A 25,796-nucleotide genomic window follows, 5' to 3' on the forward strand; every position below is an offset into this window, starting at 1 on the left:
TCATAATGTAATTATCTCTGGTAAGCCCTCAGTAATTATGATAGTGTTCTCATAATGGGCAGAGAGCTTACCATCAAGAGTCTTTACAGTCCACCCGTCTTCTGCTGTGTAAACCTTGAACGTTCCTTCATTTACCATTGGCTCGACTGCTAAGGTCATGTTCTTGATAAGCCTTATCCCAACTCCAGCCTTACCAAAATTAGGGACCTGAGGTGACTCATGAAATTTTCTTCCAATCCCATGCCCCACCAAATCCCTTACTACACTGAAGCCACGGCTTTCTACATACCTTTGAATACTATTTGATATGTCTCCCACTCTTTTGCCAGCAACCGCGTTTTTGATACCTTCAAAAAAACTTTCTTCAGTAGTTTTTATAAGTAGCTTTGCTGTTTCGGAAATCTCCCCCACAGCAAAGGTCCTTGCTGCATCAGCATGAAGGCCATCTACACAAACTCCTACATCTATACTGATAATATCTCCACTTTCCAGCCTTCTCATACTTGGGATTCCATGAACTACCTCATCATTGACTGAAGTACATATAGAGGCAGGATACCCATACAGCCCCTTAAATGATGGTATCCCGCCATTTTTAATTATATACTCTTCAGCAAATTCATCAAGCTCTTTTGTAGTAACGCCAGGCCTTATCAAATTCTCCAACTCTTTTAATACCTTTGCAACAATCTTACCTGCGCATCTCATACTATCAAGTTCAGCCTCAGACTTAATAGTAATCATTTTCTGTCCCTTACTCCTTATTCAACTCCAAGAGCTTTCAACACTTCTTTTGTTGTGTCAGCAATCTCTTCTTGACCTGCTGCTGTAACAAGCAAACCCTTATTTTTATAGTATTCTATCAAAGGTTGAGTCTGTGCATGGTAGACCTCTAAACGCTTTTTTACTGTGTCTTCTTTATCGTCTTCTCTCTGGTAAAGTTGCCCACCACATATATCACAAATACCTTCTTTTTTGGGTGGCCTATAGATAACATGGAAGCTCGCACCACAGCTTTTACAGATTCTTCTTCCTGACATTCTTTCTAAGATTTTTTCATCAGGTACTTCAATATTTAAAACCTTGTCAATCTTTTGCCCAAGATCAGCTAAAACTTTTTCTAAAGCTCCAGCCTGAGCAATTGTCCTTGGAAATCCATCAAGCAAAAAGCCATTTTTGCAATCATCTTGCATAAGTCTATTCTTGACAATTTCAATTACTATCTCATCTGGCACAAGAAGACCTTTATCCATATATTCCTTTGCCTTTTTGCCAAGTTCTGTCTGGTTTTTCACATTCTCTCTTAAAATATCCCCTGTTGAAATGTGTGGAATCCCAAATCTGCTGCTAAGGTACTCTGCTTGTGTACCCTTGCCTGCACCTGGTGCACCTAAGATTATAAGTCTCATTGTTTTTATTACCTCCACCAGTTTAAAATGAACTCATTTTAACTCAAGAATCCCTTGTAGTGTCTCATGAGCATTTGAGCTTCCATTTGTCTTATCGTCTCAAGTGCCACACCTACAACAATCAACAAGCTCGTTCCACCAAAGTATATATTTAGCTGGTGTCTGAACATAAGCCCAACTAAGGTTGGCAAAATAGCTATAAATGCTAAAAACAGTGCGCCAGCAAAAGTCACTTTAGAAAGCACACGTGTAATAAAATCCACTGTTGGCTTTCCTGGTCTGATACCAGGTATAAATCCTCCATTATTTTTCAAGTTATTAGCAATCTCCACTGGATTGAAAACTATTGCTGTATAGAAATAAGTAAAGCCTATTATGAATAAAGCATAGAAAAATGTATACCAAAATGACCCCGATGAGAAATACGCTTTTACAAATTTGTAAAAGCCAGAATTTGGGAAAAACTGAGCTATTGTGGTCGGTAACATAACAAGTGATATTGCAAAGATTATTGGTATTACCCCTGCAATATTTACCTTAATAGGAATATGAGTGCTCTGTCCACCGTATACTTTTCTTCCAACTATTCTTTTTGCATACTGAACTGGAATTCTTCTCTCTCCCTCTTGGATTACAATTATAAAAACAATTATTGCCAATGCCATAACTAAGAATAAAAGCACGCCAATAATACTTGTCAGCGAAAATTCATTTAACTTTGCGACATAGTTCCAAAGCGATACTGCTCCATTTGGAATTCTCGAAATAATTCCAGCAAAAATCAAAAGCGATATACCATTACCAATACCATTTTCTGTTATCTGTTCACCAATCCACATCAAGAATACTGTACCAGCTGTTAAAGCAAGTGTTATTGTTATAAATCCTAAAAATCCCTGACCTTGTGTTGTGATAACAGGAACTCCACCTGTCAAGCCTGTTGCATTCTTGAGTCCAAAATAAATACCAACCGCCTGTAAAAATGCCAAGATTGCTGTACCATATCTGGTCCATTCAGCAAGCTTTTTTCTGCCCTCTTCGCCTTGTTTTGCAAGCTCTTCTAAAGCCGGTATAGCAATTGTCAAAAGCTGCATGATAATAGAAGAGTTGATATATGGTGTTACACTCATCGCAAATATACTCATATTTTTAAATGTTCCGCCAGCAACAACATCAAAAAAACCAAGCATAGTAAGGTCGTTAATAACCTTTGCTAAAGCATCCCTATCTATATAGGGGACTGGGATGAACGCCCCCAGTCTGAAAATGAGTAGCATAAAGAGTGTAAAGAGGATTTTTCTTCTCAGGTCAGGTAGTCTCCACGCATTTTTAATTGTTTCAAACACTTTAAATCACCTCTACCTTTCCTCCAGCTGCTTCTATCTTCTTTCTTGCACCTTCTGACACCTTCTGCACCCTTACAATCAGCCTCTTTGTGAGATCTCCTTTACCGAGTACCTTCACTCCGTCCTTCTCTATCTTGCTAATAACTCCTTCTTTGAGTAAAAGCTCAGGTGTAATCACCGTGTCATTTTCAAATCTTTCAAGTTTTTCTACATTAACTTCAGTATACACCTTTTTATTTATATTTTTAAAGCCCCTTTTCGGAATTCTTCTGGTAAGCGGCATCTGTCCACCCTCAAAACCTGGTCTGACACCGCCGCCTGAACGAGCCCATTGACCTTTATGACCTCTTGTTGATGTCTTACCATGACCAGAGCTTTCGCCTCTTCCAACTCTTTTTGGCTTTTTCTTAGCACCTGGCGCAGGTTTCAGTTCAAAAAGTTTCATAAAGCTTGCCCTCCTTTTTATTTGAGTATCTCTTCTAAGGTCTTTCCTCTAAGTCTTGCAACCTCTTCAGGTTTTTTGAGCTGCTTTAAAGCTTCAATTGTTGCATGTACAACATTAGCCGGGTTGTTAGATCCAAGGCTTTTTGTTCTAATATCTTTAATTCCTGCAAGCTCACAAACAGCTCTTACAGCACCGCCTGCAATAACTCCAGTACCCTCTGGAGCAGGTTTAATCAATACCTTTGATGCTCCAAAATCGCCAATTGCTTCATGTGGTATTGTTGTACCTACAATTGGTACTTCAATAAGATGCTTTTTAGCATCTTCAATAGCCTTCCTTATAGCATCAGGTATCTCAGCTGCCTTGCCGTGTCCTGCACCAACATGACCGTTCTCATCACCAACAACCACTATAGCTGAAAATTTAAGCCTCTTACCTCCCTTTACAACCTTTGCAACCCTATTTATATTAACAACTCTTTCTTTCAAATTTAATTCCTTTGGATCAATTCTCTTTTGAACCAAGCTCTATCCCTCCTTCAAAATTAAAACTCAAGACCAGCTTCTCTTGCGGCATCAGCTAATGCCTTTACTCTTCCATGATATGGGTAACCGCCTCTGTCAAATACAACCTTTGTTATTCCCTTTTCTTTTGCCCTCTCTGCAATAACTCTTCCAATATACTGTGCTGCCTCGATAGATTTTGTAGATGTCAATCTTGACTTAATCTCTGGTTCAAGTGATGACGCTGCAACTAAGGTGTGACCTTTCTCATCGTCAATTATCTGAGCATATATATATTTCAAGCTCTTGTAGACACAAAGACGAGGTCTTTCAGCTGTGCCAAAAACCTTCTTTCTAATTCTTTTGTGACGTATTAGCCTTTTTTCATTACGATTCACCTTTTTATACAAGCCCAATCACTCCCCTCTATTTCTTACCGCCTTTGCCGGCTTTTCCTTCTTTGAGTCTTAATACTTCATCTGCATACTTAATACCTTTACCCAAATATGGGTCAGGTTCACGTACCTTTCTTATATTTGCAGCAAAGTTGCCAACTTGCTGCTTGTCAATTCCTTTTACCACTATTCTGTTCTGGTCAGGAACCTCGATAGTTATTCCCGCTGGCTCTTCAATCTCAACAGGATGAGAATAACCAACGTTTAAAATAAGTTTTTTCCCCTGTTTTTGTGCTCTGTAACCTATTCCAACAATTTCTAATACCTTTTCGTACCCTTTTGTAACACCCGCAACCATGTTAGCAATAAGTGTTCTTGTAAGACCATGGAGTGCTTTGTGGTGTCTTTCATCAGAAGGTCTCTGCACTAAAATCTGATTATTTTCTATCTTAACTATCATCTCAGGATGAATCTCTTTTGTCAAGCTTCCTTTTGGACCTTTTACGGTAATGACATTGCCATCTATTTTAACTTCAACACCGCTTGGTATATCAATAGGTTTTTTTCCTATTCTTGACATCATTTCACCTCCAACAAAAATAAAGTCTTATTATTACCAGATGTAGCAGAGAACCTCTCCGCCAACCCCTTCTTTTCTTGCCTTTTTATCCGTCATTATGCCTTTAGATGTAGAAATAATAGCTATTCCAAGTCCTCCTAACACTTTTGGAAGCTCATCTTTACCTGCATATACTCTTCTTCCGGGTTTTGAAATTCTCTTTAGACCTGTGATTGCTCTTTCCTTGTTAGGACCATATTTCAACTTTATTCTTATAATTCCATTTTTTCCATCGTCAATAATTTCATATTCTTTTATAAAGCCTTCTTCTAACAAAATCTGAGCAATAGCCTTTTTCATCTTTGATGCTGGAATATCAACAACTTCATGGCGAGCATTATTCGCGTTTCTAATACGTGTGAGCATATCTGCAATTGGGTCTATTACGTACATTTTATTACCTCCTTCCTAATTAAAAATTACCAGCTCGCTTTCTTAACACCCGGTATCTCTCCATTATGAGCAAGCTTTCTAAAACAAAGTCTGCAAACGCCGAACTTTCTCAAATACGCTCTTGGTCTCCCACAAATTTTGCATCTATTGTAATACCTTGTTGAAAATTTCTGAGGCCTTTGTTGTTTTATAATCAGCGCCTTTCTTGCCATTAATTACCCTCCTTATCTTTTAAAAGTTAACTTGCAAATGGCATACCTAAAAGTCTTAAAAGCTCTTTTGCTTCTTCATCAGTCTTTGCCGAGGTGACAATTGTTACCTCAAGCCCTCTAATCTTATCAACCTTATCATAATCAATTTCAGGGAAAACAAGCTGTTCTTTAAAACCTATTGAATAGTTTCCTCTTCCGTCAAATGATTTGTCAGACACGCCTCTAAAGTCTCTCACCCTTGGCAATGCAAGGTTTATCATTTTATCTAAAAATTCATACATTCTATCTCCTCTTAATGTCACCATACAACCTATTGGCATCCCTTTTCTCAATTTGAAGTTTGCAATAGACTTCTTTGCTCGAGTGACAATTGGTTTTTGGCCAGTAATTGCCATCAGATCGTTCACAGCTGCTTCTAATGCCTTCGGATTATCCTTGCCCTCGCCAAGTCCAATATTTACTACAATCTTGCCAAGCCTTGGCACTTGCATAACATTCTTGTATCCAAACTTCTGCATCATCGCAGGAACAACTTCTTTGTAGTACTTTTCTTTAAGCCTTGGTGCCATAAATGTTACCTCCCCTCACTTTGGCTATTAATCTATAATCTCACCACATTTTTTACATGTTCTAACTTTCTTCTCTTCTTCTCCCTCTTGAATGAACCTGTGACCTATGCGTGTTGGTTTGTTGCACTTTGGACATACAAGCATTACCTTACATGCCCAAATTGGTGCTTCTTGAGTAATAATACCACCTTGCGGCATCTTAGGATTTGGCCTTACATGCTTCTTAACAATATTAACACCCTCAACAACAACTTTTTTGTCTTTTGGTAAAACAGTAAGAACTTTGCCCTGTTTTCCTTTGTACTTGCCTGAAATTACTACAACTGTATCCCCTTTTTTTACATGAACCTTGTTTGGCATGGCTTTCCCTCCTTAAAAGCTTATAGAACTTCTGGTGCAAGAGACACAATCTTCATGAAATCTTTGTCTCTGAGCTCTCTTGCAACAGGTCCAAATATACGTGTACCTCTTGGTGTTTTGTCCTCTCTTATCAAAACTGCTGCATTGTCGTCAAACCTGATGTAAGTCCCATCTTCTCTTCTGATACCTTTTCTTGTTCTGACAATAACAGCTTTTACAACATCACCTTTTTTAACAACGCCACCTGGTGTTGCATCTTTAACAGAACAAACTATAATATCACCTATGTTAGCAAATTTTCTATTTGAACCACCAAGCACTCTTATACACATAACCTCTTTTGCGCCAGTGTTATCTGCAACCTTTAACCTTGATTGTGGTTGAATCATTACTCAATTTCCCTCCTTTTAAAACCTAAGGTTTGGTTTTAATCATTTTGCTCTTTCTAAAATCTGCACAACTCTCCATCTCTTTTCTTTAGAAAGCGGTCTTGTCTCCATTATTAAAACCTTGTCACCAACTTTGCATTCATTGTTCTCATCATGTGCTTTAAATTTAGTTGTTCTTTTTATAGTCTTTTTATAAAGAGGATGCTGTACCAAAGTTTCTACTGCAACTACAACGGTTTTGTCCATTTTATCGCTAACAACAACGCCAATTCTTGTCTTTCTCATGCCTCTCTTTTGCTCCACTTAAATTCCCTCCTCAGAATCTACTTTATTTTGCATTTTTATTCGCTTTTTCTTGTTCAAGTTCTCTTTCTCTTAGGATTGTCTTTATTCTTGCAATTGTTCTTTTAACCTCTCTAATTCTCATTGGATTTTCAAGCTGGTTTGTTGCAAGCTGAAATCTCAAGTTAAAAAGTTCATTTTTCAACTTCTTTAGCTCATTGTGAAGCTCTTGATTTGTCATCTCACGAATCTTAGACGCCTTCATTTACCTCACCACCCATTTCCACATCTTGTCTTGAAACTATCTTACACTTTATTGGTAGTTTATGGATAGCAAGTCTTAAAGCCTCTTTTGCAACCTCTTCATCAACACCGCCCACCTCAAACATAACTCTTCCTGGTTTTACTACTGCAACCCAGTACTCAGGCGAACCTTTACCAGAACCCATTCGTGTCTCTGCAGGTTTTCTCGTCACAGGCTTGTCAGGAAATATCTTTATCCAAACCTTACCGCCTCTTTTTATATGTCTTGCAATAGCCACTCTGGCTGCCTCAATCTGATTGCTCGTAATCCAACCTGGCTCTAATGCCATAATACCAAAATCACCGTATGCAACAAAGTTGCCTCTTGTTGCTTTTCCTTTCATTCTGCCACGCTGTTGTTTTCTGTACTTGACACGCTTTGGCATAAGCATTATTTATCTCCTCCTTTTTCAGCAGCTGCTCCTTTTTGCGGCAACACATCGCCTTTATATATCCACGTTTTAACACCAATTCTTCCGTATGTGGTATGAGCCTCTGCAAATCCATAGTCAATGTCTGCCCTTAAAGTCTGGAGAGGAATTCTTCCTTCCTTATACCACTCAGTTCTTGCAATGTCAGCACCGCCAAGTCGGCCAGATACCATCGTCTTGATACCTTTTGCACCACTTCTAAGTGCTCTTGCCATTGCTTGTTTCATAGCCTTTCTGAATGAAACTCTCTTTTCAAGCTGAGCAGCAATATTCTCTGCAACAAGCTGTGCATCAAGCTCTGGTACCTTAATCTCCTTTATATCAAGTGAAATTGTCTTTCCACCTGTAATCTTTTCAAGCTCTTTTCTCAAAGCCTCAACACCAGAACCTGCTCTTCCTATAACAATCCCCGGTTTTGCTGTATGAATTATAACTTTTATTCTCTTTGCAGCTCTTTCTATCTCAATTCTTGAAATTCCTGCATTGTAGAGTTTTTCCTTAATATGACGTCTGATTTTGTAGTCTTCAAGTAAATACTTTTCAAAATCTTTGTCATTTGCAAACCATCTTGAATCCCAGTCCTTGATAATCCCAAGCCTAAACCCCTTTGGATGAACCTTTTGACCCATTTATTTCCCTCCTTATCAAAAGTTACTCTCTTTCTTTGAGTACAACTGTAATATGGCTTGTTCTTTTTCTAATCAAGAAGGCTCTTCCTTGTGCTCTCGGTCTTATTCTTTTTAGCATAGGTCCACCGTTTGCATAAATCTCTGCTATATAGAGTTTATCAACATTCATGTTATGGTTATTTTCTGCATTAGCAATCGCTGACTTTAGGAGCTTTTCAACAAACCTTGCACCTCTTTTTGGTATAAATTTCAATATATTCAAAGCTTCTTGAACAGGTTTATTTCTGATAAGATCAATAACTATTCTGACCTTTCGTGGCGATATCATTGCATAGCGCAAGGTAGCTGTTGCCTTTTTCACTTCAGTATTTGTATTTACAGCCTTTTCCACAAGCTTCTCCTCCCTTCTAACAATTGAACACTAAAATCCTAAAACCACAATAATTTTTATTTCAGCGCAGTTGACCTTTCTGTGTGATGCCCATGTCCTTTGAATGTTCTTGTTGGAGCAAACTCGCCAAGCTTATGTCCAACCATCTCTTCTGTTATATACACAGGCACATGCTTTCTTCCATCATAGACAGCTATTGTATGACCCACCATCTGAGGCAAAATTGTTGACCTTCGAGACCATGTCTTGATAACCTTTTTCTCATTGTTCTGGTTTAGTTTTTCAATCTTTTTTAAAAGCTTTGGGTCACAATAAGGACCTTTTTTTAAAGATCTGCCCACGCTTATCCCTCCTCACTTATAAAGCTGCTTTTATATTATTTTCTTCTCTTGACAATGAATTTGTCTGATGGTTTATTCTTCTTTCTTGTCTTGTAACCCAATGTTGGTCTGCCCCACGGTGTAAGTGGCCCTGGATGACCAATTGGTGCTTTACCTTCACCACCACCATGTGGATGGTCAACAGGGTTCATTGCAGAACCTCTAACTGTTGGCCTGATACCCATCCATCTTTTACGTCCAGCTTTTCCTATTCTGACATTCTCATGGTCTAAGTTTCCAACCTGACCTATTGTAGCTCTGCACTCCTGGCTTACATATCTGAGTTCACCAGATGGAAGTCTGATAAGAGCATATTTGCCTTCCTTTGCCATGAGCTGTGCAACTGCACCTGCACTTTTCACAAGCTGACCGCCTCTGCCGGGATATAGCTCAATATTGTGTATCATTGTACCAACAGGAATATATTTAAGTGGCAAAGCATTACCAACTTTAATATCTGCATTAGGACCTGACATAACAGTGTCTCCCACTTTTAAGCCCTCAGGTGCTAAGATATATCTTCTTTCACCATCTGCATAACATAAGAGTGCCAAAAATGCTGTTCTGTTTGGGTCGTACTCGATAGCCTCAACCTTTGCAGGAATACCATCCTTATCCCTTTTAAAGTCAACAATTCTTATCTTTTTCTTATGTCCGCCTCCTCTATGACGAACAGTAATTCTTCCTTGATTGTTTCTTCCTGCCCATTTCTTCTCTGTAAATACTAAGGATTTTTCAGGCTCTGTCTTTGTAATGATCTCTTTATAGTTCAAAACTGATGCATTTCTGCGGCCTGGCGATGTAGGCTTGTAGACTATTATACCCACCTTTTTTCCCCTCCTTATTAGCATTTATGCTCAATTAAATTAAGCTGTCAAAAAACTCTATTGTCTTGCTCTTGTCTGTAAGTTTAACAATGGCCTTTTTCCATGCCTTCGTTCTTCCTTCAAATCTTCCTACTCTCTTTCTCTTTGGTTTTACATTCATTGTCCAAACCTTTTCAACCTCAACGCCAAACAGCTGCTCAACAGCTTTCTTTATCTCAATTTTGTTAGCTCTTCTATCAACTTCAAATGTGTATTTTTTCTGTGGAATCATGCTCATGCTCTTTTCTGTTATTATTGGCCTTTTAATTATCTCTTCTGGCAACATATTATGCGTACACCTCCTCTACTTTCTTTACAGCGTCCTGGAGGATAATAAACTTGTCATATTTTAGTATATCAAACACATTCAAGTTTCCTACCTGCAATGTCTTTACTTCCGGAATGTTCTTTGTTGACTTTTGTAAATATTCATTCCTTTCAGGAATTACTATCAAGGCTTTTTCATTCTCAAGCCCTAAATTCTTTAAAACCCTGATTACCTCTTTTGTTCTATACTGGTTCATATCCCATTTGTCAAGCACAATGAGATTGTTCTCTTTGACTTTGGAAGACAGTGCACATTTTAAAGCAAGTCTTCTTACTTTCTTTGGAAGGTCTATTGAAAAATCTCTTGGTTTTTTTGCAAATACAACGCCACCTTTTCTCCATGTGGGAGCTCTGATAGAACCTTGTCTTGCTCTACCTGTTCCTTTCTGCCTCCATGGCTTTCTACCACCACCACGGACTTCTGCTCTTGTCTTTGCAGCAAATGTCCCCTGACGTCTGTTTGCAAGATGTGCAACAACAGCTTGGTGCAAAACATGAGTATTTATAGGAACATTGAAGATTGAGTCATTAAGCTCAATCTCACCAATCTGTTGCCCTTCTATATTGTAAACCGGAACCTTTGGCATTCTTTTTCCTCCTTCCTAAAACTTAAAGCTTATTTGCTCTTAACTGAGTCTCGGATTATTAAAAGTGAATTCTTATTTCCTGGAACACTTCCCTTTACAAGAAGCAGGTTTCTTTCTGGGTCAACCCTTACAACCTGCAAGTTCAAAACTGTCACTCTCTGACCACCCATTCTACCAGGCATCTTTTTACCTGGGAATGTTCTTGCAGGGAATGTATTAGAACCCATTGAACCAACTCTTCTGTGATACATAGAACCGTGGCTCATAGGACCTCTTTGCTGACCATGTCTTTTGATAACACCTTGGAATCCTTTAGCTTTTGAAATACCAGTTACATCTACTCTTTCGCCAGGTGAAAAGATGTCAACCCTTATCTCTTGCCCAACTTCATATTTATCTGCATCTTTTAGCCTCAATTCTCTCAAATATCTCTTCGGCTTTACACCGTGTTTTGCAAAATGACCTCTTAAAGGCTTGTTTAGTTTGGTTTCTTTTATATCCTCAAAACCCACTTGAATAGCTGCATAACCATCTTTTTCAACTGTCTTTTTTTGAACAACAACACATGGCCCTGCTTCAATTACTGTGACAGGTATTACCTTCCCTGCCTCATCAAAAACCTGTGTCATACCTATTTTTTTGCCAAGTATACCCTTTGTCATGTGCTTACACCTCCTTTAGCTTAATCTCGATGTCAACACCTGCAGGAAGTTCAACTCTCATAAGTGCATCGACTGTTTTCTGTGTGGGCTTGATAATGTCAATAAGTCTTTTGTGAGTTTTGATTTCAAATTGTTCACGCGAATCCTTATACTTGTGTGGTGCCCTGATAATTGTAATTACCTCTCTGTCTGTTGGCAGTGGTACTGGTCCTGATACCTCTGCACCTGTACTCTTTGCTGTCTCAACAATCTTCCTTGCTGACTGATCTAAAAGCTTGTAATCAAACGATTTTAACTTGATTCGCATTCTTTGTGCCTTTGACATGTATTCCCCTCCTTAAAAATAGTGTTATTTTATTTTATCTGCGACAGGGGAACTTGGCAACTTAGCCGTGTGTGTCAGAACTTTTTATATAAAAATACCCGGAGTTTTCCATCTTCGGGCATAAAAACACCGGGCATGAAATATTCTTTCATACCTTCCCCGTGTCGCCCGTCTCAAAGGACAAGACATACTCAGCAAAAATTCCCTGCAAAGTCCTTTACCTTTGCAGCAACCTTTTGCCTCATCGCAAGCTTTTTAAGTAGTTTTTTCTTTTACCCACACAACGACTTTATAATTTTATAATAAAAAAAGGCGGTTTGCAAGAGAAATTTTAATAAGTTGCTCCGCCTTCTTGATAGATTTTTTTAATTAGCTCAACGTCAACCTCATCCGCCTTTACAAAGTGATTTGGTTCAGCACCACAATATGGACACGGAGAATTTAAATCAACAATCTCATAACCACAAATTCCACAGACATATTTTTCTTGCATATTCATTTTACCTCCTCAGTATATTTTACTTCCCTTGTTATTTATTTAATACCCACAAATCAAAATTTTCTATCAAGATAATCTTTTAACAATTTGATATGTTTCTCTTCGTCAAGTATTATTCTTTCTAAAAGCTTTCTGATGTACCTATCATCTATCATTTCAATGTGCCTCTTGTAATTTTTGATTGCCTCCTTTTCGGATTGTATATCAATTTTTATCATGTCTTTTAAATCTTTGTCGTAGTTTACAAAATACCCGTTCCAGTACTGACCATATGTTGTGTAAGAACCCCTATATTTTGGCAGTGCACCAAGTAGGTAAATTGTAGTACCAAGAAGGTCCAAGTGTTTCATCTCAACCCGAGCAATTCCAATAATCAGCTCTGCAAAGTCTTTGTTTCTTACATCACTTATAAAATGCTGGTAAGAATAGAGTGCAATTGCTGTAAATTCACTTGCATATCCTGCATAGTCATCAAGCAAAATCTCTGCATAGTGCCTGTTTGGCTCTTCAACTTTTGGCTCTGGATATGGTGCATCATATGCAAACTTAGTCCAATCCATTTTTAACCTATTACCTCCCAAAAGTTTTTATTGGGCTTTTAATACATTATATTTTTGAAAGCAATTTTTGCTACTTTTCAGACTTCATTTTGAAAAACTTCCTAAAAGGACGGATAATTTATCAAAAAACTTTGGTAAAACTTTTTGAGGTTTTGATGTATAATTAGCTTAAAGTAAAGAAGTTTCAAAGTAGTTTAAGGTGGTGGAAAAGATTTATGAAAATAGGTGTGGGAAATCTTCTCTTATCAATCTCATACTTAATAGACATCGCCCAAGGCAGAAAGGAACATGCACCAAAGGTTACATATATATCTTTGCAAATTGCAAAACAACTACAAGTCGAAAAAGGTGAGATAAAAAAGATTTATTACGCATCATTTCTGCATGATATTGGTATCACTGTTTCTGATAATAATTTTTATGCTTCACATTTGGATATTCAACTCGCAAAAAAACATTGCCTGTTAGGATATGAGTTTGTTAGAAAGCTCCCATTAGATGAAGAGATTTCAGAAATCATTAAATACCATCATGACTTTTACAACGGCTCTGGTGCATTCGGATACGACTATAGAGTTTTGCCATTGGCCTCTCAGATTATAAATCTGGCTGACCAGATAGACATAAGCATGAACTGGTCAAAGCCTTACTATTTACAGGTTGATGATTTAAAAGAGTGGGTGGGGAAAAATAAAGGCATTTTGTTTAATCCATTTATAGTTGATGCATTTTTAGATATTACTGATAAGGATAAATTTTGGTTAGACCTTTACAACCCTCAACTGAGGCAGATCATCTTAGGACTTTTACCAGATGATGAGGTTTACTTTAACATACAAACTATGCTCAAATTCTCCGAAGCAATTGCTCTTTTGATTGACAATAAAAGCAAGTTTACCCATCTTCATTCCCAGGGGTTGTCAGAGGTAGTATTTGAAATTGCCAAAATAATGGGATTAGATGATGAAACTTCATATAAACTAAAAATTGCTGGCTATTTACATGATTTGGGCAAGATGGTTGTACCAAATGAGATACTAAACAAAGAGGGAAAGCTTACAAAAGAGGAATTTTACATAATAAAGTCACATCCGTACTACACAAAGCTAATTTTAGACCAAATCCCTGTGTTCAAAGGCGAAATCTCCAACTGGGCAGGAAATCACCACGAAAGGGTAAATAGAAGTGGATATCCTGAAAAACTTGGAAAAGATGAACTTTCTCTTTTAGATAGAGTAGTGGGAATATGCGATGTATACCAAGCCCTCATTGAAGATAGACCATACCGAAAAGGATTGGGTCAAAAAGAAGCACTAAGTATTATTTATGATATGGTGAAGAATGAACTATTTTTAGAGGAAGAGTTTGAACTTCTCAAAAGAGCAGTGGTATAAAGAGAAAACTTTACTACTGCTCTTTATAGCTACTGCCTTTGATAACAAATCTTGCACCAACTGGTTCAGCATTCTCAGCTTCTACTGCAAAGCCATGCTTGTCAAAGATTGCTTTGGCAATTGAAAGTCCTAAGCCAATTTCTCCTCTTTTCCCTTTAAAAAATCTTTCAAAGATTTTGTCAATTTCATCATTTTTGAAACCTTCTCCGTTATCTTCTATTCTAACTTCAAATTCGTCCTTTTGAAGTTTAATTTCAATCACTACTTTACTTTTAGCATACCTTATACAATTAGAAATTATATTAGAAAAAGCTTCTTTTAGCTTTTCTTTATCACACAAAACTGGAATTTTGGTGTTAGGCTCAAATACTATTTCAATTCCCTTTGAAAGAGCGTACCCTTCATTGTCTAAAACTGCATCAAAAAGGATATCTTCCAGATTGTTCTTTTCAAATACAAAATAGTTCTCAACAGACTCAATCTTAGTAAGGTCTATAATCTGGTTTATCAATATCTTTAGCCTATCTACATGCTCAATTATCCTGTCGGCTGCGTGATTGGCTTTCTCTACATCTAAAAGTCCCATTTTCAGAACTTCTGCATACCCACGAATAGAAGTAAGCGGTGTTTTCAATTCATGAGAGATGTTTTGCAGAAATCTAATCTGTGCCTGGTTATACTCTGAAATCTTTTCTATAAGCTTGTTAAACTCATGTGCAATCATACCAACTTCATCTCTTGAACCTACCTCAACCTTTTTATTAAACCTCATCTTTGAAGCTTCTATTATTCCTTCTTTTAACTTCAGAAGACCCTGAATTATTTGCTTAGATACAAACACACTAACTGCAGCTGCCAAGAGCGCAGTAAAGATTGCAATCTGGAAAATGAGACTAAAAAACCTCTTTTGAAAAATTGAAATTCTTTCTAAGTCACTGATAATAAGGATAAAGAAATGTGTATTTGATTTACTTTTATACAAAGTAAACAAATAAGGTTTCTCCTGTAATTGTCCAATTTCAAAACTATATGAAAACTCCTTATTCTCATCAAATAACTTCATTATTTTTACTCGCGCTTCAACATCCAGCTCTTTATTTGAATACTCAATTGAGCCATCATTAGTAACTATTACAATATAGTCCTGAAGAAATTTATATCCCCATGTTTCAAAATATGACTCAAATTTTTTTAGATTTTTAATATTTTTACTTTGATTTATAAAAAAGGATTCAACAAGCTTTGCAAATCTTAAATTATCTGTTTTTACCTGTTCTATTAAGTTACTTTTAAAAGTAGCATAAAAAATTATCGAAAATGTAGCAAATATGAACACTATGAGACCTAAGTATGAAAGATAGATTTTAGTTCTGATTTTCATCTTTCTTCTCCTCGAGTTTATATCCAAGTCCCCACATTGTCTTTATCTCGATGGGAAGTTTATACTGTAAAATCTTTTTTCTCAACCTTTTTATCACATCATCTACCATTCTTTCATCATATAAAGCCGGGGCTCCCCATACCTGCTCTAATATGTAGCTTCTTTTGAGTACCTTGGAGTGCTCCCTAAAGAGAAGTAAAAATGTCTCAAATTCTTTTGGCGAAAGGTCCACTTTTACATTATTGTAAAATACACTCTTCTGATTTAAATCAACCTTTATTCCAAAAAATTCTAAGACATTGTCAACTTTAAGAGTATCTTTACCCACTCTTCGTAAAATTTTCTTAATTCTTGCTTCAAGCTCAAGTAGTGAAAACGGTTTTGATATGTAATCATCACTGCCAAGCTCAAGTCCCAAAACTTTATCAAACTCTTCACCTTTAGCCGAGAGCATTATAATTGGCACATTGCTACTTTTCCTTATTTTTTTGCACAGCTCATATCCATCAATGTCTGGGAGCATAATATCTAATATAACTATGTCAGGCTCATTTTCCTCAAACTCTTTTAAAAAACTCGAAGCATCTTCAAATGTTTTAACCTCGTAACCTCTGCTTATCAGATACTGATAGATAATGTCCAAAATATCTTTTTCATCATCGACAACATATACAAGGTATCTTGACATTGTGATTTTCCTCTCTTTTTTGAATAATTCAAAAAATATCTTGTCTTGTTTGAAAAATTCTTGAAACTTTTGTATACTATATAATTGTCAGGATTTATAAGACTATTTCTAAGATTCATTATAGCACATTTTATGCACTGTTTGCAGGAGGTGAAACAAGATGATAAAGTTTGGAACAGACGGCTGGAGAGCAGTAATCAGTAAGGATTACACTTTTGACAATGTAAAGATTGTCGCCCAAGCAATTGCTGACTATATCAAAGAAATTGATGACAAAAGACCTGTTTTGGTAGGATATGACACAAGATTTATGTCAGAAGAGTATGCTCGGCTTTGCGCAGGGGTTCTTGTTGCAAACGGCACAAAGACATATCTTACAAAAAAGCCAACACCAACACCTGTTGTATCATTTACTGTCAAGAACATGAATTTAGCAGGAGCTATAATGATTACAGCAAGCCATAACCCACCACAATGGAATGGGATAAAGTTCAAAGGCGATTATGGTGGGTCTGCACTACCGTCTATAATTGCTGAAATTGAAAAACATCTTTATAAAAATGAGGTAAAGTTTGTTGAACCTGAAGAAAGCAGTCTCTTTTCCTTTATAGATGCTGACAAGGACTATTTTGAACACATTGAAAAGCTTGTAGACCTTAATCTTATTGCAAAATTCAAACCTTTTGCAATAATCGATCCAATGCACGGTGCTGGAGTTGGATATGTTAAAACCTTGTTAGAAAAATATGGAATCAAACACATCCAGATAAGAGATGAAAGAAACCCGTACTTTGGAGGAGTCAATCCAGAACCTATTTATAAAAACCTTGGAAAATTGATTGATACTGTTGTCCAAAACAACGCAGACATTGGCCTTGCAACAGACGGCGATGCAGACAGGGTAGGGGCTGTTGATGAAAAAGGAGAGTTTATTGATTCACACAGAATATATGCACTGCTTCTGAGACATTTAGTTGAAGCAAAAGGTTTAAAGGGTGGTGTTGTAAAAACATTTTCAACTACCAATATGGTTCCTATTTTGGCAAACAAGTACGGACTCAAAATCTATGAAACACCGATTGGCTTTAAATATATCTGCGAACTTTTCTTAAAAGAAGACATTCTCATTGGTGGCGAGGAAAGCGGAGGTATTGGAATTAAAAATCATATACCTGAAAGAGATGGAATTTTATGTAGCTTGCTGCTCCTTGAGATTATGGCTTATTATCAAAAACCAATCAGTCAAATACTTGACGAGCTTTTTAAAGAAATAGGTTATCACTACTATGACAGAGTTGACCTGCATTTGCCAATCGAAATCAAAGAAAAGACGTTGAAGATGATTTCCCAAAACACAGAGTTTGCAGGCAGAAAGATTAAAGAGATTCAAACATTAGACGGCTATAAATATATCTTTGAAGATGGCTCATGGATACTCTTCAGAGCATCTGGCACAGAACCTGTTTTGAGAGTATACACAGAACAGTTCACCAAAGACGAGGTCAAAAGGCTTTTAGATGAGGCTGTGAAGTTGATAGAGGAAATGAAATAAAAAGATTTAATAATTGGTCAATTATGTACTTTGTATTCTGTTTTCTTGCTTTTTTCTTTTTTTAATCTGTGATGTTAAAATATAGTTTTATTAGATATTAATGCCTAATCCTTGCAGCAAAAGGAATAAGGGAAATTTGATAAATAAATAACCAAATAGTAAAACAGCTGATGTTGGCATAATAAATATTCATAATCAATACTTAGTGATAAATAAGTTTAATTGTATTAGATATACAATTTTATAACTGATTGGTCAAATCTGAAAGAATACATTTATCTAATACACAAATGGGTAACTTTGTAATATTTTATTAGAGAAAAACATTCTAATTCAGGGAGATACTAAAGAATGAAAAACAATAGAAATGCTATTAACTTGTTATGCTCTCAATTTATATCAGAGATTGGAAATTGGATTGATAGGGTTGCTTTACTTACATTAGTGTATAACGTTAGTAAGTCAAGTTTACAAATGTCTATTCTTTCTATTTTAATATTATCACCTGCTATTATATTTGGTATTCCATTTGGGAAAATAATTGATTTATCAAACAAAAAAACAATTTTGGTATTTGGAGATATTTCGAGAGCGTTATTAGTAATATTAGTGCCATATTTCACCAATTATGTGTTTTTGATTGTGTTTATTATATCTTCTGTCACCGCTATTTATGAAAATACAAGAAATAGTATTATACCAGAACTAACCACCAAAGAAGAAATACGTAAAATTAACAGTCTCAGTAGCTCATTAAATTCCATTATGATGGTTATTGGTCCCTCAATAGGTGGGTTATTAACTTCTTATCTTAATTTGAAATATTGTTTTTTTATTGATTCATTTACCTTTCTTGTTTCTGCCATTTTTGTTTCTCAGATTTCGTACCATAAATATGAAAGCACTGAAAATAAAAGTAGAAATATAAGATATTTGGAATTTTTAAAATATTTGAAATCTAACTTTATCATAAAAAGTTTAATAATTCTCAATGGTTTGATTGGTTTATTTGCAGGAATTCTAAACGGACTGTTAATCGTTTATGTGATTAACTATTTACATACTGATTCAAAAGGATATGGTTTTATTCTGACATCAAAAGGAACTGCAATGGTTATTACCTCACTTTATGTTTATAAATATATAAAAACAATAAAAAATGAGACCCTCCTTTTAACAGGAGTAATAGGTATTGGTATTTCTACTACTTTATTCTCATTAAGTAATATTTTTGTCTTTGCTCTTTTCATCCATTTTGTGAATGGAATATGTAATTCATTTTATGCTATTGCTCGAACTACTATAATCCAAGAAAATTGTAACAAGAAACTATTAGGAAGAGTTTTTAGCTTTAATTCAATCGTGGGAAATATCTCCTCAATTATTTCATTATTAATTGGAGGAATTATATCTAATACTATATCTGTTAAGACAATTTTCTTAACCAGCGGAATTAGCATTGCATTAATAGGAATGGTTTATTTTATTAATTTAAAAAAACTATCATGAAATACTTCAGCACGGTAAATAAAATAATACACAAAATCTTTTTAAACAGCGAGACTACACAAATAATTTGTAGTCTCGCAAAACTTTCATTCAAACTTTCTCAAAAACTGGTTATAAAACTTGTATGTCATATAAACATCAACCTTGCTTGTTATTTCAAATGTTGAGTGCATAGATAAAACTGGAACGCCTGAGTCTATTACATTTATCATTTTTCTTGCAATAAACATAGCAATTGTGCCGCCACCGCCTTGGTCAACTTTACCTAAAAGCCCTGTCTGCCAGCAGATGTTATTTGAATTCAAAAAGTTTCTGATTTTGCCTACATACTCTGCTGTTGCTTCAGAACCACTGTATTTGCCTCTAACTCCTGTATACTTTTCAATAGTAACACCGTGGCCAATTAACGTGGAATTGAGCTTATCATAAGCACCTTCATATGTTGGGTCAAGTGCTGCTGCAACATCGCCAGAAATTGCTGCTGAGTTTTCAAAGCAAAGAGCCAAATCAAGGCTATTCTCGTACTCACCCAATGCTTTCATTAGCTTTGCAACTGATACATCAAAAAAGCTTGCCTCAGCGCTTGATATTCCTACACTTCCTATTTCCTCTTTGTCAACCAAATAGACCAGCGCAGTTTTTTCCGGAGTTTCATCTATTGAAAAGATGCCTTCTGCTGCTAAAAAACTGCATGCTCTGTCATCCTGACCATATGCGCCAATTAGGCTTCTGTCAAGCCCCACATCACGTGCTTTTGCAGCAGGCACAACCTCAATGTCAGCTGAAATAAGATCCTCTTCTGTAATACCATATTTTTCATTCAGAATCTTCAAGACATTAAGTTTTACCTTTTCTTTCACTTTCTCATCATTAAACGGCATACTTCCTATGAGCACATTCAAGTTCTCAGCGGGAATTGCCTCGCTTGCTTTTTTCTGAAGCTGATCAGAAGACAAGTGAACAAGAAGGTCTGTTATATAAAAAACAGGGTCATTTTCATCTTCACCAATTGTAATCTTTACTTTTGAACCATCACTTTTCACAACAACTCCGTGGATGCTAAGTGGTACATTTACCCAGTGATATTTTTTAATACCACCATAGTAGTGTGTCTTCAAAAGAGCAAGCTCACTTGACTCATATAGTGGCTTTGGTTTTAAATCAAGTCGTGGAGAATCTATATGGCTACCTATCAGATTAAACCCTTCCTTTAAAGGCTTTTTGCCTATATGAGCAAGCAATATGCTTTTGTTATTGTTAATAAAATATACTTTATCACCTGGCTTTAATTCTTGGATATTATTGTTAAATTCTTTATATCCTTTTTCTTTAGCTCTTTCTATGAAATATTCAACAACCTCTCTTTCTGTCTTTGCACAGTTCAAAAAGTGCTTATACTTTTCTGCCAAATCAAAAACAAAAGGCTTTTCTTCTTCTTTTAAAACTTCCCATGCATTTTTAGAAGTGTAGGATAGCTTTTCGTAAAGCTCTTGGCCGTAAGACTTTTCGATCATTGTTCTACCTCCAATATTTTAGTGTTCAAAATGTCCAGTTCCCATTTAAATATTTTTAGCTTCATACAAACTATGATATCACAATCATCTTTTTTTGGGTATTAATTTTAATATAAGAGCTTGAGATAAGATTTACTATTTATCATTCACCACTTTAGAAGATATTTCATAAAATTACTTGAGAAGAAAGGTGTGAAAGGCAGCACAAAATGCAAAACGCAAGGGAAATACTCAAATATATAGGACCAGGACTTCTTGTCACAGTGGGATTTATCGACCCTGGAAACTGGGCATCAAACGTGGCTGCAGGAAGCCAGTTTGGTTTAAAACTTTTGTGGGTAGTTTTACTATCAACCATAATTTTGATAGTACTTCAGCACAACGCAGCTCATCTTGGCATTGCAACAGGTCTTTGCTTGGCTGAAGCAACTTCAATCTATCTTAATAAATCTCTTGCCATAGTGGTGCTCTCATCTGCCATGCTGGCAACAGTCTCAACTGCTATGGCAGAAATCTTAGGAGCGTCAATTGCCCTTGAGATGCTTTTTAAAATTCCTATTAAGCTTGGGTGTTTAATCATCCTGCCTTTTACCATGTTTTTCTTGTTTTCTAACTCATATAAAAAGGTTGAAAGGTGGATAATTGCGTTTGTGTCGCTGATAGGTCTTTCCTTTTTGATAGAGCTTTTTCTTGTGAAGGTCCCTGTAAAAGATGTGGTCATTGGCTGGATAACTCCAAGCATACCTTCTGGTTCACTAATTGTTGTTCTTTCAATACTTGGTGCGGTTGTCATGCCACACAATTTGTTTTTACATTCTGAAATAATTCAGAGCAGGCAGTGGAACACTCAAGACGAAAAGGTAATAAAACATCAGCTCAAATTTGAGTTTGTTGATACACTTTTTTCAATGTTTATAGGATTTTTAATTAACAGCAGCATGATTATAATAGCTCACACAACCTTTTACACAAAAGGTATCTTTGTTGAATCGCTACCACAGGCTCAGCAGATGTTAAAGCCTATTTTGGGAAATTTCTCTGCAACAATTTTTGCATTTGCTCTATTGCTTTCTGGCATCTCCTCAAGCATAACAGCTGCATATACAGGTGGAACAATCATGGCAGGGTTTTATAGAAGGCCTTACAACATAGAAGAGCTGCCAACTAAAGTTGGAATTATCATTCCATTGGTGTTAGCATCTATCATCATAGTTTTTATCTCAAATCCGTTCAGAGCTTTAATACTCTCACAGATGCTATTGAGTATCCAGCTACCAATCACAATCATTCTTCAAATTTATTTGACGTCATCCAAAAAAGTCATGGGTAAATTCGCAAACTCTTTAGCAGATAAGATAATTCTTGGAATTGTGGCAGCTTTAGTAATAGGACTTGATGTTTTTCTGCTCATAACTACTTTATAAAAATAAAAGTGGGCAGATGAAAAGAAAAACACTTTGCCTGCCCACTTCTTTATTTTTTTACTTCCTTGAAGAATAGTCACGAATGAAGTTTTCTATTGAACGGTCATATGTCCTTTCTGCTTCTTTTGAAAAATAGCAAGCAGGAAGCTGTCCATTTTTCCTGTGATAGTGCAAACACTCGCAGCATCTTCCTTTTCTTGGACACGGTTCATAAGTACATGTGCAGATTGAAAGGTTTTTTGAAAGTGTGCACTCCATATTACCCTTTTTCCCCCTTTTTACTGAAGTTTTATTTTCTTTACTTTCTCTTCGAAAAAGATGTATAAAAAATCTCCATTTTCAATTTTATTATCTTCTATAAACCTTTCAATGTCAAATCCGAATATGCAAGCCCTTGATCTTCTAATAATCTCTTTTGGTTCTCCGATATCTTGGTATTCTGGGCTGACTCTGTATATTGCTTGTTTAATTTTCTCTTTTTCCTCTTTCGACACTGCCAATTCCTCTGGCAAAAATTCTTCCGGAAACCTTCTTAGAATGTCAAATCTGAACAAGTTATCAAATACAGCCTTGTCAAAATCAAAATTCTCTTTTATGGCTCTGTAAAGCTCTTTTATAAACTCCCTTGTGTTTAAATTGCTATTCACTTTGCTTGAGAGCTTTTCAAAAAATTCAGAAGGAGAAATTTTTTGAAAGATGTATCTTAAAGTAAAATAGAGGTACTGCCTGTTGTAAACTTTGTCTATCAAATCTTCTATTTTTTTAAGCTCATAAATCTCTTCAAAGCTAATAAAGCTATTTGAGATAACCTCATACGGCGGATCTTTGAAAAACTCATAATTGTATTTAGCTGCTTCTTCTCTTATCTTTGTTCCTTTTAACATCTTCAAAAATCCAAGTTGAACTTCGTCCGCAAAATACAATATAGTTTTATCAAGACTTCTTTTAAAACTCAAAAAATCTTCATATGGCAAGCCTGCTATCAAGTCAAGATGAACAATGGCCTTTTTGTTCTCCATAAGCTCTTTCAAGTTTTTATCTATTTTATCTATATCATAAAATCTATCAATTGCATCAAGAGTTTGTGGATTGAAACTCTGAAGACCTATTTCAAGTCTGAAGAGATTATCTTTTGAAGTATTTATTGCAGTGATAATGTCACTATCTAAAAGTGTTGGGTCTATTTCAAAGTGTATTTGGGTAGCTTGCGACTTTTGTTTACAAAACTCTATTATTTTTATTGCTCTTTCTTTGTTTGCGTTAAATGTCCTGTCAACAAACTTTATAAGTCTTACTTGTTTTTTAAAAAGATAGTCAAGCTCTTCGAACACCTTTTCAAGAGACGCAAATCTAACACTTTTTTCAATAGAAGAAAGACAATACGTACATCTAAAAGGGCAGCCTCTGCTGCTTTCATAATAATAGATTCTGCTTTGGTCTAACTTCTCGTCCTTGTACGCAAAAGGAAGTTTGTTCAAATCAAACGGCGGATACTCTTTTTGGGTATATTGCCTGCCAGCCGCAATATGGTCACATAAATCTAAAAAAGGGTACTCTCCCTCTCCTCTGATTATTATGTCAACAAACTTCCACTCATCAAGGCTGTCAAAATACACTTCTGGCCCGCCAAGAATTATTTTTATGTCTTTCCTTGCCTTTTTTAATCCTTCAACAAGTTTTTCGACATAGCTTCTGTTCCAGATATATGTTGAAATTGCAACATATTCAGGTTTCTTACTCAAAATCTCATAGAGCACATCATGCAAAGACTGATTGATATTAAACTCAACATATTCGCATGGATAGTTTTCTTTACAGAGCTGATAAAGGTATCTGACTGCTAAATTTGTATGAACATACTTTGAGTTTATTGCAACAAGCAGGATCATAGCGATTTTCCTTTCTGAATAATAATTAATTATTGTCTCATTATTATATCACAGTTTTTATTTCAAAAGAGCTAAAAAACAAAAAGGCAGGGTTTTTCCTGCCTCTATTAGTTAAGATTCCCCTAACTTAGATAAACAGATTCACACCTGCTTCGCTTGCCTCACCAAGATATGTGGCAACACCACCAATTTCAACACCATCAATTAACTCTTCTTTTTTTATCCCCATAACATCCATTGACATTGAACATGCAACCATCTTTATACCAAGCTCTTGCGCTTGTTTTATCATCTCAGGTAACATCATCACGTTTTTCTTTTTCATCATATATTTCATAAGCTTTGGACCAATCCCTAAAAAGTTCATCTTTGAAAGTGGAAGCTTTTCAACCCCTTTTGGCATCATAGCACCAAACATTTTTTCTAAAAATGATTTTCCCTGTGCTTTCTTTTTAGCATCTCTTAGAACATTCAAACCCCAGAATGTAAAAAACATTGTCACTTCATCGCCCATCGCAGCAGCACCAGTTGCAATTACAAATGCAGCCATCACCTTGTCCATGTCATTGCTAAAGACAATAATGGTCTTCTTATCCTCTCTCATACAAATCACCCTTTAAGCTTTCTTTATCTTAGCTTTTATAACATCATTTACTTCTTCTAAAGACAAAAGTTCATTTTTTGTCTTTTTACACCAGCTCTCCACATCTCTTTTGAATGCTGGATCTGTCACCTCAATTGTGACTATGTCACCACTTTGAGCTTCTTTCATCTGCTTAAAAAGTTGAGTAATAGGCCCCGGACACTGAAGACCCTTTGCATCAATAAAATATTCTGCCACAATCACACACCTCCAAAAACTTTATTTTTAACTTTTTATATTGTTACCCCTTAGCAATAGGATTTATTTAACAAAAGCACACAATAAAATTCTTTACAAAACACTTTGTTAAAATAATAACACTTTTACACAAAATACAATGTCTCAAATGAGTTTAAAAAAAGAAAGACACTCTTGACTTTTTAGGAGTTTTTTTACCCCAAAAACTTCATCATTATATTTAAAATCCTTTGGATATCATCTTTGTTTCCTACGCTTGACAAGCACTCTGCAGCATGACTTTCGATTATAAAATAACCAACTTTTTCTATTGCGTTTTTTACTGCAGCTATTTGAAGCATAATCTCTTCGCATTCTTTTTCCTCTTCCACCATTTTAATAATACCATCAATGTGACCTTTAATATTTTTTAGTCTACTTAGAATCTCTTCTTTTCTCTCCTTGTCAGGCATTTCAAACACCTACTCTTCAACAATTTCAATTGCACCTTGAGGACAATACCTTGTACAACCCCCACATCCTGTACACTTTTCTTTGTCTATTTCAATCTCAACATCAAAAAAACCGTGCACTTTTCTCTTTATTGCTCCAAACTTGCACGAACGTGAAGCTGGGCAAAACGGCGACCTATCACATAGATTTTTGTTAAGTACTGCCTTTTTCATTTTCTATCTTTTGCTCCTTTCTCAAAATGTTTTGCAACCTCTATTTGTAACCCCTAT

The 25,796-nt window shown here is 35.9% G+C and carries 38 protein-coding genes; 4 read left to right on the plus strand and 34 right to left on the minus strand.

Going from position 1 to position 25,796, the window contains the following annotated elements; all coding sequences use genetic code 11:
• From map to PGC14_RS07295, 25 genes are all read right to left on the minus strand, one after another.
• Positions 1-744 carry a type I methionyl aminopeptidase gene (gene map, locus PGC14_RS07175; RefSeq protein ID WP_271628535.1) on the minus strand — a complete coding sequence of 248 codons (744 nt, stop codon included), beginning with the start codon at positions 742-744 and terminating at the stop codon, positions 1-3.
• A 17-nt stretch (positions 745-761) separates the two neighbouring features.
• Complete coding sequence (locus PGC14_RS07180) at positions 762-1,409, minus strand: adenylate kinase (RefSeq protein WP_271628536.1); 648 nt, start codon at positions 1,407-1,409, stop codon at positions 762-764.
• 38 nt (positions 1,410-1,447) lie between these two features.
• The gene (secY, locus tag PGC14_RS07185) at positions 1,448-2,755 is read right to left on the minus strand and encodes a preprotein translocase subunit SecY (protein ID WP_039764312.1); all 1,308 of its coding nucleotides are present in this window, start codon (positions 2,753-2,755) and stop codon (positions 1,448-1,450) included.
• A 1-nt stretch (position 2,756) separates the two neighbouring features.
• Positions 2,757-3,200, minus strand: a complete 444-nt coding sequence (gene rplO / locus PGC14_RS07190) for a 50S ribosomal protein L15 (protein ID WP_039764311.1) — start codon at positions 3,198-3,200, stop codon at positions 2,757-2,759.
• A gap of 17 nt (positions 3,201-3,217) precedes the next feature.
• The gene (gene rpsE, locus PGC14_RS07195) at positions 3,218-3,724 is read right to left on the minus strand and encodes a 30S ribosomal protein S5 (RefSeq protein ID WP_039764310.1); all 507 of its coding nucleotides are present in this window, start codon (positions 3,722-3,724) and stop codon (positions 3,218-3,220) included.
• Positions 3,725-3,744: 20 nt separating this feature from the next.
• Positions 3,745-4,113, minus strand: coding sequence for a 50S ribosomal protein L18 (rplR, locus tag PGC14_RS07200; RefSeq protein WP_039764309.1), 369 nt, complete (start codon positions 4,111-4,113; stop codon positions 3,745-3,747).
• A 16-nt stretch (positions 4,114-4,129) separates the two neighbouring features.
• Positions 4,130-4,678 (minus strand): 50S ribosomal protein L6, encoded by a 549-nt coding sequence (gene rplF, locus PGC14_RS07205; RefSeq protein WP_011917776.1) that lies wholly within the window; start codon positions 4,676-4,678, stop codon positions 4,130-4,132.
• A 33-nt stretch (positions 4,679-4,711) separates the two neighbouring features.
• A complete protein-coding gene (rpsH, locus tag PGC14_RS07210) occupies positions 4,712-5,110 on the minus strand; it encodes a 30S ribosomal protein S8 (protein ID WP_011917777.1) in 399 nt (132 codons plus the stop codon).
• A gap of 26 nt (positions 5,111-5,136) precedes the next feature.
• On the minus strand, positions 5,137-5,322 hold the full coding sequence (locus PGC14_RS07215) for a type Z 30S ribosomal protein S14 (RefSeq protein WP_011917778.1): 186 nt from the start codon (positions 5,320-5,322) through the stop codon (positions 5,137-5,139).
• 26 nt (positions 5,323-5,348) lie between these two features.
• Positions 5,349-5,891 (minus strand): 50S ribosomal protein L5, encoded by a 543-nt coding sequence (rplE, locus tag PGC14_RS07220; RefSeq protein ID WP_011917779.1) that lies wholly within the window; start codon positions 5,889-5,891, stop codon positions 5,349-5,351.
• Between the two features lie 27 nt (positions 5,892-5,918).
• The gene (gene rplX / locus PGC14_RS07225; protein ID WP_011917780.1) at positions 5,919-6,251 is read right to left on the minus strand and encodes a 50S ribosomal protein L24; all 333 of its coding nucleotides are present in this window, start codon (positions 6,249-6,251) and stop codon (positions 5,919-5,921) included.
• Between the two features lie 20 nt (positions 6,252-6,271).
• A complete protein-coding gene (gene rplN / locus PGC14_RS07230; RefSeq protein WP_011917781.1) occupies positions 6,272-6,640 on the minus strand; it encodes a 50S ribosomal protein L14 in 369 nt (122 codons plus the stop codon).
• 42 nt (positions 6,641-6,682) lie between these two features.
• Positions 6,683-6,943, minus strand: coding sequence for a 30S ribosomal protein S17 (gene rpsQ / locus PGC14_RS07235; RefSeq protein ID WP_039764298.1), 261 nt, complete (start codon positions 6,941-6,943; stop codon positions 6,683-6,685).
• Between the two features lie 25 nt (positions 6,944-6,968).
• Positions 6,969-7,187, minus strand: coding sequence for a 50S ribosomal protein L29 (rpmC, locus tag PGC14_RS07240; RefSeq protein ID WP_011917783.1), 219 nt, complete (start codon positions 7,185-7,187; stop codon positions 6,969-6,971).
• Positions 7,174-7,617, minus strand: coding sequence for a 50S ribosomal protein L16 (gene rplP / locus PGC14_RS07245; RefSeq protein WP_039764296.1), 444 nt, complete (start codon positions 7,615-7,617; stop codon positions 7,174-7,176). The genes rpmC and rplP overlap by 14 nt, the downstream gene beginning before the upstream one ends.
• A complete protein-coding gene (rpsC, locus tag PGC14_RS07250) occupies positions 7,617-8,285 on the minus strand; it encodes a 30S ribosomal protein S3 (RefSeq protein WP_011917785.1) in 669 nt (222 codons plus the stop codon). The genes rplP and rpsC overlap by 1 nt, the downstream gene beginning before the upstream one ends.
• A 22-nt stretch (positions 8,286-8,307) precedes the next feature.
• Positions 8,308-8,676 carry a 50S ribosomal protein L22 gene (rplV, locus tag PGC14_RS07255; RefSeq protein WP_011917786.1) on the minus strand — a complete coding sequence of 123 codons (369 nt, stop codon included), beginning with the start codon at positions 8,674-8,676 and terminating at the stop codon, positions 8,308-8,310.
• Positions 8,677-8,732: 56 nt separating this feature from the next.
• Positions 8,733-9,017: a 30S ribosomal protein S19 gene (rpsS, locus tag PGC14_RS07260; protein ID WP_011917787.1), complete on the minus strand. Its 285-nt coding sequence runs from the start codon at positions 9,015-9,017 to the stop codon at positions 8,733-8,735.
• 35 nt (positions 9,018-9,052) lie between these two features.
• Entirely contained in the window at positions 9,053-9,883 is an 831-nt protein-coding gene (rplB, locus tag PGC14_RS07265; RefSeq protein WP_271628537.1) for a 50S ribosomal protein L2, read from the minus strand.
• Positions 9,884-9,917: 34 nt separating this feature from the next.
• Positions 9,918-10,208: a 50S ribosomal protein L23 gene (gene rplW / locus PGC14_RS07270; RefSeq protein WP_011917789.1), complete on the minus strand. Its 291-nt coding sequence runs from the start codon at positions 10,206-10,208 to the stop codon at positions 9,918-9,920.
• Between the two features lies 1 nt (position 10,209).
• On the minus strand, positions 10,210-10,836 hold the full coding sequence (rplD, locus tag PGC14_RS07275; RefSeq protein ID WP_039764290.1) for a 50S ribosomal protein L4: 627 nt from the start codon (positions 10,834-10,836) through the stop codon (positions 10,210-10,212).
• A gap of 29 nt (positions 10,837-10,865) precedes the next feature.
• A complete protein-coding gene (gene rplC / locus PGC14_RS07280) occupies positions 10,866-11,498 on the minus strand; it encodes a 50S ribosomal protein L3 (RefSeq protein ID WP_039764288.1) in 633 nt (210 codons plus the stop codon).
• A gap of 4 nt (positions 11,499-11,502) precedes the next feature.
• Positions 11,503-11,823 carry a 30S ribosomal protein S10 gene (gene rpsJ, locus PGC14_RS07285; RefSeq protein ID WP_011917792.1) on the minus strand — a complete coding sequence of 107 codons (321 nt, stop codon included), beginning with the start codon at positions 11,821-11,823 and terminating at the stop codon, positions 11,503-11,505.
• A gap of 331 nt (positions 11,824-12,154) precedes the next feature.
• On the minus strand, positions 12,155-12,316 hold the full coding sequence (locus PGC14_RS07290) for a hypothetical protein (protein ID WP_011917794.1): 162 nt from the start codon (positions 12,314-12,316) through the stop codon (positions 12,155-12,157).
• A gap of 59 nt (positions 12,317-12,375) precedes the next feature.
• On the minus strand, positions 12,376-12,882 hold the full coding sequence (locus PGC14_RS07295) for a ferritin-like domain-containing protein (RefSeq protein ID WP_011917795.1): 507 nt from the start codon (positions 12,880-12,882) through the stop codon (positions 12,376-12,378).
• A 215-nt stretch (positions 12,883-13,097) separates the two neighbouring features.
• Between PGC14_RS07295 and PGC14_RS07300 the strand changes: the two genes are divergently transcribed.
• A complete protein-coding gene (locus PGC14_RS07300) occupies positions 13,098-14,276 on the plus strand; it encodes an HD-GYP domain-containing protein (RefSeq protein ID WP_127351549.1) in 1,179 nt (392 codons plus the stop codon).
• 13 nt (positions 14,277-14,289) lie between these two features.
• Here the strand turns inward: PGC14_RS07300 and PGC14_RS07305 are convergent, their stop codons facing one another.
• A complete protein-coding gene (locus tag PGC14_RS07305; protein ID WP_271628538.1) occupies positions 14,290-15,657 on the minus strand; it encodes a sensor histidine kinase in 1,368 nt (455 codons plus the stop codon).
• On the minus strand, positions 15,641-16,345 hold the full coding sequence (locus PGC14_RS07310; RefSeq protein ID WP_039764286.1) for a response regulator transcription factor: 705 nt from the start codon (positions 16,343-16,345) through the stop codon (positions 15,641-15,643). Before PGC14_RS07310 ends, PGC14_RS07305 begins: the two co-directional genes overlap by 17 nt.
• Before the next feature lie 160 nt (positions 16,346-16,505).
• On the opposite strand from PGC14_RS07310, the gene PGC14_RS07315 reads away from it, so the two are divergent.
• Positions 16,506-17,897 (plus strand): phosphoglucomutase/phosphomannomutase family protein, encoded by a 1,392-nt coding sequence (locus tag PGC14_RS07315; RefSeq protein WP_011917799.1) that lies wholly within the window; start codon positions 16,506-16,508, stop codon positions 17,895-17,897.
• A 351-nt stretch (positions 17,898-18,248) separates the two neighbouring features.
• Positions 18,249-19,406, plus strand: coding sequence for an MFS transporter (locus PGC14_RS07320; protein ID WP_011917802.1), 1,158 nt, complete (start codon positions 18,249-18,251; stop codon positions 19,404-19,406).
• A gap of 86 nt (positions 19,407-19,492) precedes the next feature.
• Here the strand turns inward: PGC14_RS07320 and PGC14_RS07325 are convergent, their stop codons facing one another.
• Positions 19,493-20,920 carry an aminopeptidase gene (locus tag PGC14_RS07325; protein ID WP_271628539.1) on the minus strand — a complete coding sequence of 476 codons (1,428 nt, stop codon included), beginning with the start codon at positions 20,918-20,920 and terminating at the stop codon, positions 19,493-19,495.
• A gap of 209 nt (positions 20,921-21,129) precedes the next feature.
• On the opposite strand from PGC14_RS07325, the gene PGC14_RS07330 reads away from it, so the two are divergent.
• Positions 21,130-22,344 (plus strand): Nramp family divalent metal transporter, encoded by a 1,215-nt coding sequence (locus PGC14_RS07330; RefSeq protein ID WP_011917804.1) that lies wholly within the window; start codon positions 21,130-21,132, stop codon positions 22,342-22,344.
• A gap of 57 nt (positions 22,345-22,401) precedes the next feature.
• On the opposite strand, the gene PGC14_RS07335 is transcribed toward PGC14_RS07330, so the two are convergent.
• The 6 genes from PGC14_RS07335 to PGC14_RS07360 form a co-directional block, all read right to left on the minus strand.
• Positions 22,402-22,602 (minus strand): DUF6485 family protein, encoded by a 201-nt coding sequence (locus tag PGC14_RS07335; protein ID WP_011917805.1) that lies wholly within the window; start codon positions 22,600-22,602, stop codon positions 22,402-22,404.
• Between the two features lie 20 nt (positions 22,603-22,622).
• Positions 22,623-24,233 (minus strand): B12-binding domain-containing radical SAM protein, encoded by a 1,611-nt coding sequence (locus PGC14_RS07340; protein WP_039764281.1) that lies wholly within the window; start codon positions 24,231-24,233, stop codon positions 22,623-22,625.
• Positions 24,234-24,360: 127 nt separating this feature from the next.
• On the minus strand, positions 24,361-24,837 hold the full coding sequence (locus PGC14_RS07345; RefSeq protein ID WP_011917807.1) for a DsrE/DsrF/DrsH-like family protein: 477 nt from the start codon (positions 24,835-24,837) through the stop codon (positions 24,361-24,363).
• A gap of 12 nt (positions 24,838-24,849) precedes the next feature.
• Positions 24,850-25,074 (minus strand): sulfurtransferase TusA family protein, encoded by a 225-nt coding sequence (locus tag PGC14_RS07350; RefSeq protein ID WP_011917808.1) that lies wholly within the window; start codon positions 25,072-25,074, stop codon positions 24,850-24,852.
• Positions 25,075-25,268: 194 nt separating this feature from the next.
• Positions 25,269-25,526 carry a metal-sensitive transcriptional regulator gene (locus PGC14_RS07355; RefSeq protein WP_011917809.1) on the minus strand — a complete coding sequence of 86 codons (258 nt, stop codon included), beginning with the start codon at positions 25,524-25,526 and terminating at the stop codon, positions 25,269-25,271.
• 9 nt (positions 25,527-25,535) lie between these two features.
• On the minus strand, positions 25,536-25,739 hold the full coding sequence (locus PGC14_RS07360) for a 4Fe-4S binding protein (protein ID WP_039764279.1): 204 nt from the start codon (positions 25,737-25,739) through the stop codon (positions 25,536-25,538).
• Positions 25,740-25,796: the final 57 nt, after the last annotated feature.

Source organism: Caldicellulosiruptor sp. DIB 104C, from assembly GCF_028198085.1.
In the GTDB taxonomy this organism is placed as follows: Bacteria; Bacillota; Thermoanaerobacteria; order Caldicellulosiruptorales; family Caldicellulosiruptoraceae; genus Caldicellulosiruptor; species Caldicellulosiruptor saccharolyticus.